The 14,359-nt window shown below is 44.8% G+C and carries 7 protein-coding genes, 2 tRNA genes and 2 rRNA genes; all 11 read right to left on the bottom strand.

Annotation, left to right across the window (positions count from 1 at the left end; all coding sequences use genetic code 11):
- Nucleotides 1-13: 13 nt before the first annotated feature.
- The 11 genes from MKZ03_RS00055 to dnaA all read right to left on the bottom strand — a co-directional run bounded on the left by MKZ03_RS00055 (nucleotide 14) and on the right by dnaA (nucleotide 14,359).
- Nucleotides 14-2,944, bottom strand: a 23S ribosomal RNA gene (locus MKZ03_RS00055).
- Nucleotides 2,945-3,042: 98 nt separating this feature from the next.
- Nucleotides 3,043-3,118 (bottom strand) — tRNA-Ala (locus MKZ03_RS00050).
- Between the two features lie 14 nt (nucleotides 3,119-3,132).
- Nucleotides 3,133-3,209, bottom strand: a tRNA-Ile gene (locus tag MKZ03_RS00045).
- 95 nt (nucleotides 3,210-3,304) lie between these two features.
- Nucleotides 3,305-4,853, bottom strand: a 16S ribosomal RNA gene (locus tag MKZ03_RS00040).
- Together the 16S and 23S rRNA genes with 2 tRNA genes alongside form the textbook arrangement of a ribosomal RNA operon.
- A 363-nt stretch (nucleotides 4,854-5,216) precedes the next feature.
- Nucleotides 5,217-7,721, bottom strand: coding sequence for a DNA gyrase subunit A (gyrA, locus tag MKZ03_RS00035; protein WP_066031458.1), 2,505 nt, complete (start codon nucleotides 7,719-7,721; stop codon nucleotides 5,217-5,219).
- Nucleotides 7,722-7,953: 232 nt separating this feature from the next.
- Nucleotides 7,954-9,870, bottom strand: coding sequence for a DNA topoisomerase (ATP-hydrolyzing) subunit B (gene gyrB / locus MKZ03_RS00030; RefSeq protein WP_034660746.1), 1,917 nt, complete (start codon nucleotides 9,868-9,870; stop codon nucleotides 7,954-7,956).
- 57 nt (nucleotides 9,871-9,927) lie between these two features.
- The gene (gene remB, locus MKZ03_RS00025) at nucleotides 9,928-10,173 is read right to left on the bottom strand and encodes an extracellular matrix regulator RemB (RefSeq protein WP_008360920.1); all 246 of its coding nucleotides are present in this window, start codon (nucleotides 10,171-10,173) and stop codon (nucleotides 9,928-9,930) included.
- Nucleotides 10,174-10,190: 17 nt separating this feature from the next.
- Nucleotides 10,191-11,303, bottom strand: coding sequence for a DNA replication/repair protein RecF (gene recF, locus MKZ03_RS00020; RefSeq protein ID WP_106031706.1), 1,113 nt, complete (start codon nucleotides 11,301-11,303; stop codon nucleotides 10,191-10,193).
- 16 nt (nucleotides 11,304-11,319) lie between these two features.
- A complete protein-coding gene (gene yaaA / locus MKZ03_RS00015; protein ID WP_003215257.1) occupies nucleotides 11,320-11,535 on the bottom strand; it encodes a S4 domain-containing protein YaaA in 216 nt (71 codons plus the stop codon).
- 150 nt (nucleotides 11,536-11,685) lie between these two features.
- The gene (gene dnaN, locus MKZ03_RS00010) at nucleotides 11,686-12,822 is read right to left on the bottom strand and encodes a DNA polymerase III subunit beta (protein WP_034660670.1); all 1,137 of its coding nucleotides are present in this window, start codon (nucleotides 12,820-12,822) and stop codon (nucleotides 11,686-11,688) included.
- 196 nt (nucleotides 12,823-13,018) lie between these two features.
- The gene (dnaA, locus tag MKZ03_RS00005; RefSeq protein ID WP_034660669.1) at nucleotides 13,019-14,359 is read right to left on the bottom strand and encodes a chromosomal replication initiator protein DnaA; all 1,341 of its coding nucleotides are present in this window, start codon (nucleotides 14,357-14,359) and stop codon (nucleotides 13,019-13,021) included.

Raw genomic sequence — 14,359 nt, 5'->3', positions numbered from 1 at the left:
TCACATTAGAATATAGGTTAAGTCCTCGATCTATTAGTATCTGTCAGCTCCACGTGTCACCACGCTTCCACCTCAGACCTATCAACCTGATCATCTTTCAGGGATCTTACTTCCTTGCGGAATGGGAAATCTCATCTTGAGGGGGGCTTCATGCTTAGATGCTTTCAGCACTTATCCCGTCCGCACATAGCTACCCAGCGATGCCCTTGGCAGAACAACTGGTACACCAGCGGTGCGTCCATCCCGGTCCTCTCGTACTAAGGACAGCTCCTCTCAAATTTCCTGCGCCCGCGACGGATAGGGACCGAACTGTCTCACGACGTTCTGAACCCAGCTCGCGTACCGCTTTAATGGGCGAACAGCCCAACCCTTGGGACCGACTACAGCCCCAGGATGCGATGAGCCGACATCGAGGTGCCAAACCTCCCCGTCGATGTGGACTCTTGGGGGAGATAAGCCTGTTATCCCCGGGGTAGCTTTTATCCGTTGAGCGATGGCCCTTCCATGCGGAACCACCGGATCACTAAGCCCGACTTTCGTCCCTGCTCGACTTGTAGGTCTCGCAGTCAAGCTCCCTTGTGCCTTTACACTCTGCGAATGATTTCCAACCATTCTGAGGGAACCTTTGGGCGCCTCCGTTACATTTTAGGAGGCGACCGCCCCAGTCAAACTGCCCACCTGACACTGTCTCCCTGCCCGATAAGGGCAGCGGGTTAGAAGGTCAATACAGCCAGGGTAGTATCCCACCGATGCCTCCACCGAAGCTAGCGCTCCGGTTTCCAAGGCTCCTACCTATCCTGTACAAGCTGTACCAACATTCAATATCAGGCTGCAGTAAAGCTCCACGGGGTCTTTCCGTCCTGTCGCGGGTAACCTGCATCTTCACAGGTACTATAATTTCACCGAGTCTCTCGTTGAGACAGTGCCCAGATCGTTGCGCCTTTCGTGCGGGTCGGAACTTACCCGACAAGGAATTTCGCTACCTTAGGACCGTTATAGTTACGGCCGCCGTTTACTGGGGCTTCAATTCGCACCTTCGCTTACGCTAAGCGCTCCTCTTAACCTTCCAGCACCGGGCAGGCGTCAGCCCCTATACTTCGCCTTACGGCTTCGCAGAGACCTGTGTTTTTGCTAAACAGTCGCCTGGGCCTATTCACTGCGGCTTCTCGGGGCTTTAACACCCTAAGAAGCACCCCTTCTCCCGAAGTTACGGGGTCATTTTGCCGAGTTCCTTAACGAGAGTTCTCTCGATCACCTTAGGATTCTCTCCTCGCCTACCTGTGTCGGTTTGCGGTACGGGCACCTCTCACCTCGCTAGAGGCTTTTCTTGGCAGTGTGGAATCAGGAACTTCGCTACTAAATTTCGCTCGCCATCACAGCTCAGCCTTTACGGGAAACGGATTTGCCTATTTCCCAGCCTAACTGCTTGGACGCGGATATCCAATACCGCGCTTACCCTATCCTCCTGCGTCCCCCCATTGCTCAAATGGTGAGGAGGTGGTACAGGAATATCAACCTGTTGTCCATCGCCTACGCCTTTCGGCCTCGGCTTAGGTCCCGACTAACCCTGAGCGGACGAGCCTTCCTCAGGAAACCTTAGGCATTCGGTGGACGGGATTCTCACCCGTCTTTCGCTACTCATACCGGCATTCTCACTTCTAAGCGCTCCACCAGTCCTTCCGGTCTGACTTCACAGCACTTAGAACGCTCTCCTACCACTGTTCGTAAGAACAGTCCGCAGCTTCGGTGATACGTTTAGCCCCGGTACATTTTCGGCGCAGAGTCACTCGACCAGTGAGCTATTACGCACTCTTTAAATGGTGGCTGCTTCTAAGCCAACATCCTGGTTGTCTAAGCAACTCCACATCCTTTTCCACTTAACGTATACTTTGGGACCTTAGCTGGCGGTCTGGGCTGTTTCCCTTTCGACTACGGATCTTATCACTCGCAGTCTGACTCCCAAGGATAAGTCATCGGCATTCGGAGTTTGACTGAATTCGGTAACCCGGTAGGGGCCCCTAGTCCAATCAGTGCTCTACCTCCGAGACTCTTACCTTGAGGCTAGCCCTAAAGCTATTTCGGAGAGAACCAGCTATCTCCAGGTTCGATTGGCATTTCACCCCTACCCACACCTCATCCCCGCACTTTTCAACGTGCGTGGGTTCGGGCCTCCATTCAGTGTTACCTGAACTTCACCCTGGACATGGGTAGATCACCTGGTTTCGGGTCTACGACCACGTACTCATGCGCCCTATTCAGACTCGCTTTCGCTGCGGCTCCGCATCTTCTGCTTAACCTTGCACGGGATCGTAACTCGCCGGTTCATTCTACAAAAGGCACGCCATCACCCATTAACGGGCTCTGACTACTTGTAGGCACACGGTTTCAGGATCTATTTCACTCCCCTTCCGGGGTGCTTTTCACCTTTCCCTCACGGTACTGGTTCACTATCGGTCACTAGGGAGTATTTAGCCTTGGGAGATGGTCCTCCCGGATTCCGACGGAATTTCACGTGTTCCGCCGTACTCAGGATCCACTCTGGAGAGAACAACATTTCAGTTACAGGGCTGTTACCTTCTTTGGCGGGCCTTTCCAGACCTCTTCGCTTATATCGTTCCTTTGTAACTCCGTATAGAGTGTCCTACAACCCCAAGAGGCAAGCCTCTTGGTTTGGGCTGTTCCCGTTTCGCTCGCCGCTACTCAGGGAATCGCATTTGCTTTCTCTTCCTCCGGGTACTTAGATGTTTCAGTTCCCCGGGTATGCCTTCTCATACTCTATGTATTCAAGTATGGATACTACTCCATTACGAGCAGTGGGTTTCCCCATTCGGAAATCTCCGGATCAAAGCTTGCTTACAGCTCCCCGAAGCATATCGGTGTTCGTCCCGTCCTTCATCGGCTCCTAGTGCCAAGGCATCCACCGTGCGCCCTTTCTAACTTAACCATTTCTTACTTTAGAAAGAATCACTATGTGTGATGAACTTTGCATTGCATTCAATGTGAATGTATTACTTATTGTTATCTAGTTTTCAAAGAACACGTTGGTGGAGCCTAGCGGGATCGAACCGCTGACCTCCTGCGTGCAAGGCAGGCGCTCTCCCAGCTGAGCTAAGGCCCCGATTTAATAGAAGATGGTGGGCCTGAGTGGACTCGAACCACCGACCTCACGCTTATCAGGCGTGCGCTCTAACCAGCTGAGCTACAGGCCCATCTTTCATATCGAAGATATGATGTTGTAGGATCTTTTGCAAGTTCCTTCAAAACTAAACAAGACGAAAACGCACGCTGCTCCATATATCCTTAGAAAGGAGGTGATCCAGCCGCACCTTCCGATACGGCTACCTTGTTACGACTTCACCCCAATCATCTGCCCCACCTTCGGCGGCTGGCTCCATAAAGGTTACCTCACCGACTTCGGGTGTTGCAAACTCTCGTGGTGTGACGGGCGGTGTGTACAAGGCCCGGGAACGTATTCACCGCGGCATGCTGATCCGCGATTACTAGCGATTCCAGCTTCACGCAGTCGAGTTGCAGACTGCGATCCGAACTGAGAACAGATTTATGGGATTGGCTAAACCTTGCGGTCTCGCAGCCCTTTGTTCTGTCCATTGTAGCACGTGTGTAGCCCAGGTCATAAGGGGCATGATGATTTGACGTCATCCCCACCTTCCTCCGGTTTGTCACCGGCAGTCACCTTAGAGTGCCCAACTAAATGCTGGCAACTAAGATCAAGGGTTGCGCTCGTTGCGGGACTTAACCCAACATCTCACGACACGAGCTGACGACAACCATGCACCACCTGTCACTCTGTCCCCGAAGGGAAAGCCCTATCTCTAGGGTTGTCAGAGGATGTCAAGACCTGGTAAGGTTCTTCGCGTTGCTTCGAATTAAACCACATGCTCCACCGCTTGTGCGGGCCCCCGTCAATTCCTTTGAGTTTCAGTCTTGCGACCGTACTCCCCAGGCGGAGTGCTTAATGCGTTAGCTGCAGCACTAAGGGGCGGAAACCCCCTAACACTTAGCACTCATCGTTTACGGCGTGGACTACCAGGGTATCTAATCCTGTTCGCTCCCCACGCTTTCGCTCCTCAGCGTCAGTTACAGACCAGAGAGTCGCCTTCGCCACTGGTGTTCCTCCACATCTCTACGCATTTCACCGCTACACGTGGAATTCCACTCTCCTCTTCTGCACTCAAGTTTCCCAGTTTCCAATGACCCTCCCCGGTTGAGCCGGGGGCTTTCACATCAGACTTAAGAAACCGCCTGCGAGCCCTTTACGCCCAATAATTCCGGACAACGCTTGCCACCTACGTATTACCGCGGCTGCTGGCACGTAGTTAGCCGTGGCTTTCTGGTTAGGTACCGTCAAGGTGCGAGCAGTTACTCTCGCACTTGTTCTTCCCTAACAACAGAGCTTTACGATCCGAAAACCTTCATCACTCACGCGGCGTTGCTCCGTCAGACTTTCGTCCATTGCGGAAGATTCCCTACTGCTGCCTCCCGTAGGAGTCTGGGCCGTGTCTCAGTCCCAGTGTGGCCGATCACCCTCTCAGGTCGGCTACGCATCGTCGCCTTGGTGAGCCATTACCCCACCAACTAGCTAATGCGCCGCGGGTCCATCTGTAAGTGACAGCCGAAACCGTCTTTCATCCTTGAACCATGCGGTTCAAGGAACTATCCGGTATTAGCTCCGGTTTCCCGGAGTTATCCCAGTCTTACAGGCAGGTTACCCACGTGTTACTCACCCGTCCGCCGCTAACATCCGGGAGCAAGCTCCCTTCTGTCCGCTCGACTTGCATGTATTAGGCACGCCGCCAGCGTTCGTCCTGAGCCAGGATCAAACTCTCCGAAAAAGTACAAAACCGAAGTTTTGTTTTTCGCCAGTTTGACTGACTACCTATGATGTTTCATAGGATTTTTTTATAAAAACTCGAATTAACAGGTACGTTTTGTCTTGTTTAGTTTTCAAAGAACTTGTGTGTCACTCTCTTAAAGCGACCACTTAAATATATCATGTATCTCTATCAACAGTCAACACTTTTCTTAAAAAACATTTTGTTTTTTTAAGAAGTTTTTACTGAGAATGAGATAAAAAATAGAGCCTCTTTTTGCTCCTTTGAAAGATTAACACATATCTATGAAAAAAGCATTATAAATTTCAAAAAAAATGATGTTTTTCAAAAAAAAATAAAGCCGGTGAAGAACCGGCTTCATTTTTACTCAGATTGCTCTTGATCTGACTCTATATTTTCTACGTTCTCTTCACTAATCTCTTCATCGTCTTCTTGTGATTGTTCAACTAATGCCACTGTAGCGACATGTTCCTCATCACCGAGGCGGATTAGGCGGACACCTTGAGTGACTCGACCTGTTGTCGAAATGTCAGAAACGGCCATACGAATGATTACACCGCTTCCTGTAATAATCATCAAGTCTTCTTCGGCTTCAGCATTAGTTGCCTTCACTGTGACAAGCGGACCATTGTTATCAGTGATTTTGCACGTTTTAAGACCTTTACCTCCACGACTTTGAACACGGTATTCTTTTTCAGGGGTTAGTTTGCCATATCCTTTTTCAGTTACAATCAATACGTTTGCATCTGGCTCAAGGATTTCCATACCCACGACAATGTCATCTTCGGAAAGTGTGATACCTTTCACTCCAGCTGCCGTACGTCCCATTTCACGAACATCTGTCTCGTCAAAACGGATCAGCATCCCCTTTTTCGTTCCAATGATGATTTGTTTTTCTCCATTGGTTAAACGAACAGCCATCAGTTCATCTTCGTCACGAAGACTGAGTGCAATAAGACCGTTGTTTCGAATGTTAGCAAACTGAGACAATGTCGTCCGTTTTGATACACCGTGTCTTGTTGTAAAGAAGAGATACGAATTTTCATCAAATTCGCTTACTGGAATAATGGCGTTAATCCATTCTCCCTTTTCTACTTCAAGAAGGTTAATGATCGGAATCCCTTTCGCTGTCCGTCCGAATTCAGGAATCTCATACCCTTTCGCACGATAAACCTTCCCTTTATTAGAGAAGAAAAGAATCGTATCGTGGGTCGATGTTGAAATCAACTGTTCAACGAAATCATCTTCGTTGGTTCCCATTCCTTGGACACCTTTACCGCCTCTTTTTTGACTGCGGTATGTTGATGCAGGGAGACGCTTGATATAACCATTATGCGTCAGCGTAATCACGATGTTCTCAACAGGAATCAAATCTTCGTCTTCAATTGTTTCAATACCCGCTGTCACAATTTCAGTCCGGCGCGTATCATTGAAGCGTTCTTTAATTTCTGTTAATTCTTCTCTAATGATTTCAAGTACTTTCTCATTGTCTGCTAAAATGGCTTTTAATTCAGCAATCAAATCAACAAGTCCTTTATATTCATCTTCTATCTTTTCTCGTTCTAGGCCAGTCAAACGCTGAAGTCGCATATCAAGAATGGCCTGTGCCTGTTTTTCAGACAAGCTATAGTTTTCCATCAAACCATTTCTCGCAATTTCCGCAGTTTGAGAGCCTCTAATTAAAGCAATGACTTCATCTAAGTGATCAAGTGCAATTCTGAGGCCTTCTAAAATGTGTGCTCTTGCTTCTGCTTTACGCAGCTCATACGCCGTTCTTCTGCGAATGATCACTTTTTGATGCTCTAGATAATACTCAAGACATTGTTTGAGGGACAAGACTTTCGGCTGTCCATCAACAAGTGCTAATAAGTTGATACCAAATGACGTTTGAAGTGTCGTTTGTTTATAAAGATTGTTTAATAGAACATGGACGTTTGCGTCTCTTCGCAGTTCAATGACAATACGCATACCATTACGATCTGATTCATCACGCAAATCTGTAATGCCATCAATCTTTTTATCACGCACAAGATCAGCAATTTTTTCAATCAAACGGGCTTTGTTGACTTGGTACGGGATCTCATTGATAACAATGCGCTGTTTACCGCTAGATGTTTCCTCAATATTCGATTTTGCTCTTAATGTAATAGAGCCGCGCCCTGTTTCATACGCCTTTCGAATACCACTTCGGCCAATGATTTGACCTGCTGTTGGGAAATCTGGCCCTGGGATGATATCCATAAGCTCCTGTGTTGTCATTTCCGGGTTTTGACTGATGGCCAATACCCCATCAATCACTTCACCTAATTGGTGCGGCGGAATATTGGTCGCCATTCCTACAGCAATTCCTGTCGCTCCGTTGACCAATAAGTTCGGGAATCTTGCAGGCATCACCATTGGCTCTCTTTCACTGCCATCATAGTTATCTTGATAATCAATGGTATCCTTTGTGATATCACGGAGGATTTCCATAGAAATCTTCGATAGACGTGCCTCGGTATAACGCATCGCCGCTGCTCCGTCTCCATCGACTGAACCAAAGTTTCCATGACCATCAACTAACATATAACGATAGTTGAAGTCTTGCGCCATACGAACCATTGCTTCGTATACAGCGCTGTCACCGTGAGGGTGATACTTACCGATAACTTCCCCAACGATACGTGCAGATTTCTTAAATGGTTTATCACTTGTCATACCTAGGTCATTCATCGCATACAAAATTCTTCGATGCACGGGCTTTAATCCGTCTCGCACATCTGGTAATGCACGCGACACAATCACACTCATTGCATAATCTAAAAAGGACGTACGCATTTCTTGACTAATATTCACTTCGCGTACATTTGGTGTATGTTGTTCACTCACTATAAGAACCTCCCTTTACGTATCACATGAAATAAATTATGTGGGAGTAAAATATGTATTTATCTTCACAAGACTATTCTCCATTATATCAATAATCTCGTCTTTATACACATTTATTTACTAGAAAATCAACGAAAACACGGAAAAACAGGACATTGGTTATACGCCCCTATTTCTTGAAAAACAACCTTATTCCAAACAAGAAATAAGGTTGTTCTCAGTAGGGATCTATCTAAATATCGAGGTTTTTCACGTATTGCGCGTTTTCTTCGATAAAGTTTCTTCTCGGCTCTACTTTATCTCCCATGAGCATTTCAAATGTCTCATCAGCATCGATCGCATCCTCAAGTGTGACTTGAAGAAGTGTTCTCGCATCAGGGTCCATTGTTGTTTCCCAAAGCTGAGTAGCATTCATCTCTCCAAGACCTTTATAACGCTGAAGTCCAGGTTTTGGTGTTTGAGGAAGTGTTTTTAACAGCTCATCTAGCTGTTTGTCGTTATACACGTACTCAACACGTTTTCCTTGCTGCACTTTATATAAAGGCGGCTGTGCAATATACACATAACCGTTTTCAATAATTTCACGCATGTAGCGATAGAAGAATGTTAAAAGCAGCGTTCGAATGTGCGCTCCATCCACATCGGCATCCGTCATGATCACAACTTTGTGATAGCGAGCTTTCTCTAAAGTGAAGTCTTCTCCGATTCCAGTTCCTAATGCTGTAATCATTGAACGAACCTCGTTGTTCGATAGAATTTTATCTAGTCGCGCTTTTTCAACGTTTAGGATCTTCCCTCTTAACGGTAAGATCGCTTGGAAGTGACGATCACGGCCTTGCTTAGCAGATCCGCCCGCAGAATCTCCCTCTACGATATAGAGTTCAGAGATGGAAGGGTCTTTAGAAGAACAGTCCGCCAGTTTCCCTGGTAAGCTGGAGACTTCCAGTGCACTTTTACGTCTTGTCAGCTCACGTGCCTTTTTGGCAGCCATTCTTGCACGAGCTGCCATCACACCTTTCTCCACAATTTTCTTTGCAGCATCAGGATTCTCTAAGAGGAATTTCTCAAGTGCTTCAGAGAAAAGGGAGTCGGTAATGGTTCTTGCTTCTGAGTTCCCAAGCTTTGTCTTCGTTTGTCCTTCGAATTGAGGATCTGGATGTTTGATGGAGATAATGGCTGTTAAGCCTTCTCGCACATCTTCACCGCTCAAATTCGAGTCTCCATCTTTGAATACGCCATTCTTACGAGCATAATCATTGATAACACGCGTCAAACCTGTTTTAAAGCCTGCTTCGTGCGTGCCGCCTTCATACGTGTTGATATTGTTGGCGAAGGAATAGATGTTGCTTGTATAGGAATCGTTATATTGTAATGCCACTTCAATCGTGATTCCGTCTTTTTCACCTTCGATATAAACGGGTTCTTCGTGAACGACTTCTTTTGAGCGATTTAAATGTTCTACATAGCTCTTAATACCGCCTTCATAGCAGTATTCATTTCGTCGTTCTTTACCTTCACGTAAATCTTCAATAATGATGTTTACACCTTTTGTTAAGAAAGCTAACTCACGTACACGGTTGGCAAGTGTGTCGTAATCAAATTCAATGGTTTCAGTAAAAATTTCTGGATCTGGCACAAAATGAGTGGTTGTCCCTGTAACATCTGTTTCACCAATGATCTCTAAATCTCCAGCTGGAACACCGCGTTTGAATTGTTGATAATGAATTTTCCCGTCACGATATACGGTCACGTCTAAGGTCGTAGATAACGCATTAACAACAGATGCCCCTACGCCATGCAGACCGCCAGATACTTTATAACCGCTGCCGTCAAATTTACCGCCAGCGTGAAGAACAGTCATAATGACCTCTACAGCAGGACGTCCCATTTTCTCATGAATCCCAACCGGAATCCCGCGGCCATTATCTTTCACTGTAATGCTATTATCCTTTTCAATTTGCACCGTAATATCTGTGCAATATCCAGCTAAAGCCTCATCAATACTGTTGTCGACAATTTCCCATACAAGATGGTGAAGTCCTTTTGCACTGGTTGACCCGATGTACATTCCTGGACGTTTTCTAACAGCTTCTAGTCCTTCGAGCACCTGTATCTGATTTTCATCATAACTATTATGTTGCTGTTCCATTGCCACGTACATTCACCTACACTTTTCTTAAACGATATATTTATATGAATTGAGCTTTTAGACTTCAATTTCAATCACAAATGAAGCACGTTTTTTGAGCGTGCTTGAGGAAAGAGGAGAGTAATAAACAGATTCAGTTGTGACGACGATGGATTTGGGTGTTCCTTGTGATAACGAAATGATTTGTTCTTCTTGTTTTTGGAGAAACTCTTCTACAACAGAAGACGACCTCATTTTGTAATCAACAATTGCGACAATCTCTCGTGTAGAAACAACACAATCATCACCTAAATGAATATACAAGACTCACACCTCATTTATCAGTCAATTACTTTTCCACTGGCTACTCTGAAAATTTCCGCTTCTTTCAAGGTGGCGTGATCGATGCCTTCAACACTTGTTGTGGTGACGAAGGTCTGTACACGTCCCTGAATGGTATGGAGCAAATGAGACTGTCTGTAATCATCAAGTTCAGATAAAACATCATCGAGTAGAAGAATGGGATATTCTCCGATTTCTTCATGTATCAGGTCGATTTCTGCCAGCTTTAGTGAAAGAGCTGTTGTTCTTTGCTGCCCTTGAGAGCCATATGTCTGAACATCCCGACCATTCACAAAGAAAAGAAGGTCATCTCTGTGAGGCCCCCACAGTGTCACTCCTCGGTCTATTTCTCTGTCTCTTAGTTTCTGAAACGATTCATCATAGCTATTCTTTATTTTCGACAAGTCTGACGCTTCTGATACCTCTATCGCCGTCTGGTATTGGAGCGTGAGTGTTTCTAGCTCTCTAGAAATGCCAAAATGCAACGGCTGCGCCCATTTCTCGAGCTGTTTCGTAAAAGTCAGTCGTCTTTTGACAACTTTCGCTGCCGCATCAATCAACTGCTCTGTTAAAACCTCCAGCATCGCTTGATCCGTTTGCTTTCTTGTCTGCAATTGTTTCAAGTAATGATTCCGCTGAGAGAGGATTTTTTGATAGAGCGATAAATCATGCAAGTAGACAGCCGAAACTTGTCCAATCTCCATATCGAGGAATCTTCTGCGGATTTGCGGGCTGCCCTTCACAAGACTTAAGTCCTCTGGTGCAAACATGATGGTGTTTAACGCACCAACATAATGACTGAGCTTCTGTTGTTCAATGTGATTGACCTTTCCCTTTTTCCCTTTTTTTGAGATCACGAGCTGCATTGGGAGTGGACCATTTTTTTTGATGACTCTACCTTCTATTTTAGCATAGTCTTGGTCCCATCGGATAAGTTCTTTATCATTTGACGTACGATGCGACTTTGCCATCGACAATACATAGATCGCTTCCATCAAGTTCGTTTTACCTTGGGCATTCTCACCGATCATGACATTCACCTTGTTGTCGAATTGAAGCTCGGTGTGTTCATAGTTTCGGTATGAAGTTAACGCCAGACTTTGAATGTACATGTATTGTCACCCGTTTCTAATTCACAACTTGAAATGTGCCATAACCTTCTATCTCGACAACATCTCCTGGGTATAGTTTGCGTCCCCGTCTATTATCTGGCTCTTGATTAATGAACACCTCATGTTCACTTAAAAACCATTTCGCCATTCCGCCAGATTGGATGACTTCGGCTAATTTCAAAAACTGCCCTAATGTAATCATTTCTTTCTCAATGGTTATAAGATTAGGCATTATATCGACCTCTTTCAATATCACTAATATCTAATTGTACTAAAAAACAAGACAAGAAGGAAAGGGGGAAAGCGAACTAGGATGAAAGAAAGCATGGTAAACGAGAAGAAAAGCTGCTGTGCACTCACACAGCAGCTATTTTAGATTGGATTAATATGTTCTCACTGGGAGAATCAACTGCAAGATTGAATCATCATTTGGCGTGCGCAACAGGAACGGTCTCATGGCACCAGTGAAGCTTACATGAATTTCTGTTCCCTCTAATACTTTTAACGCATCCAGCATATATTTTGGACTGAAGGAGATTTTGAGGTCCTCCCCTTTAATGTCATCCGCTTGAACCGTTTCGACTACTTTACCGATTTCAGGTGAATTAGAAGAAATCTCAAGGCTTTGTTCAGGATCAGCTGACAGCTTTACAACATTATTGCGTCCTTCTCTTGCCAAAAGTGATGCACGGTCAATAGCTTGAAGGAATTCCTTCGTGTTGACCACGACATCCGTTTTACTTTCTTGCGGGATCAGGCGAGCTGTATCTGGATAATTACCATCCAGCAATCTTGAGAAGAACAACACGTTTTGTGCTTTAAAGAGAACTTGCGTTTCTGTAATCACGATGCTCACAAGATCTTGTCCGTCATCAAGGATTCTACTTAGCTCTGTTAAACTCTTCCCTGGAATTACGACATTGTATGAGCTTTCCTCGTCAATATCCAACTTCGCTTTTCTTAAAGCAAGACGGTGGCTATCCGTCGCTGTGCATATTAATTCACCTTTCTCTACCTTCCAGTTTACACCTGTCAAGATAGGTCGTGTTTCTGAGGTGGACACTGCAAAAACGGTTTGACGAATTAAGTTTTTAAGCAAATCTGTCGGGACTTGAAATGCATGATGCTCTTCAATTTGCGGCAGATGCGGATATTCCTCAGCATCTAAGCCGTTTAAGTTAAATTCCGCTGAACCAGAACGGATGATCGTGAGGTGATTTTGTTCTACTTCAATTTCGACAGTAGCCATTGGCAGTTTCTTCACAATTTCACTAAAGAAGCGGGCCTGAAGCACAATACTCCCTGGACGGTCAATCGTGATTACTTCTAAATCTCCATCTCTTTGAGGAATAAAGGATTCAATTGAGATATCAGAGTCGCTTCCTGTTAGAGAAACCCCCTCATCAGATGCAACAATTTTAATCCCTGTCAAAATAGGTATCGTTGTTCTAGAGGATACGGCCTTTAATACATCTTGGACACTTTCGACAAGACGATCTTTTTGAATCGTGAATTTCATAGTGGTCCTCCTAAATTTTCTTAATGACATGTATATATATTTTATTAATAAAAATCGTAGAAGTAATAGTAGGGCTTGTGAATATGTGGATAAGTCGGTAAAAAGAAAGGAAAGACAGCCTATCCACATGTGGACAGACTGTGTATGACTATGCTCTAGTTATTCACATTTTCCCGTACTTATTATATCAGCTTGGTTATTTTAATTGTTCTTTGATTTCTTTCACATGCTGCTGAAGCTGTTCATCCTCAACCATTAATTTCGAAATCTTCTCATGAGCATGAATGACAGTCGTATGATCACGACCTCCAAATTCTTCTCCTATTTTAGGCAGAGAGGAATCGGTCATTTCTCTAGAGAGATACATGGCAATTTGTCTTGGATAAGCAACTGACTTCGTACGTTTCTTCGCTTTGAAATCCTCTAAGCGAATATTAAATTGCTGCCCTACAATTCTTTGAATATCTTTAATTGTAATGACTCTTGGCTTCGATGAAGGAATGATGTCCTTTAGGGCCTCAGCTGCTAGATCCGCATTGATGTCTTTATTGATTAAAGAAGAGTAAGCAACGACACGAATCAAAGCACCCTCCAGTTCACGAATGTTGCTGTCGATTTGATTGGCAATATAAAGCATGACTTCATTCGGAATGTCTAAGCCTTCTGCTTTTGCCTTTTTTCGCAAAATTGCAATACGTGTTTCTAAATCTGGCGGGGTAATGTCTGTGATTAAGCCCCATTCGAATCGAGAGCGTAATCTGTCTTCAAGTGTCGGAATTTCTTTCGGCGGCCGGTCACTAGAAATGACGATTTGCTTACTTTCTTCGTGAAGTGTGTTGAATGTATGGAAAAACTCTTCTTGTGTTTGTTCTTTTCCTGCTAAAAATTGAATATCATCTATCAAAAGCACATCTACATTCCGATAGCGATTACGGAAATCGACAGCTTTGTTGTCTCGGATTGAGTTGATAAATTCATTTGTAAATTTTTCAGATGATAGATAGACCACTTTGGCTGATGGATTATGGTCGATGACATAATGACCAATCGCATGCATCAAGTGAGTCTTTCCTAAACCAACGCCCCCATAAATAAAGAGCGGGTTATATGCTTTTGCCGGTGCTTCCGCAACTGCAAGTGAAGCGGCATGCGCAAATCGGTTGCCTGAACCAATAACAAAAGTATCAAATGTATATTTTGGATTCAGCATATTTTGTGGAATATCAACGGCCTCTTCTTTAGACATTTTTTTAATTGGAGACTTTGGCATGGCTTCCACTTCATCCTGATTTTGAGGAATAATAAATTTAATGCTGAGCTCTTCACCTGTCAGTTCGTAGATGGTATCAGCAATTAAGTGGAGATATCTTGATTCCAGCCAGTCTCTAGCAAATTCATTAGGTGCCGTAATTGTAAGCGTATCGCCTTGAAGAGAATGGGCTTTTGTCGATTTCATCCATGTCTCAAAACTGGGTTTGCTCAACTTTGTCTCTATTTTTTGAAGTGCTTTATTCCACAGATCCAAAATATTTTCCAT

The organism is Bacillus sp. FSL R5-0431, assembly GCF_038002985.1.
GTDB lineage: Bacteria > Bacillota > Bacilli > Bacillales > Bacillaceae > Bacillus.
This window is presented reverse-complemented; position numbering and strand designations above follow the sequence as displayed.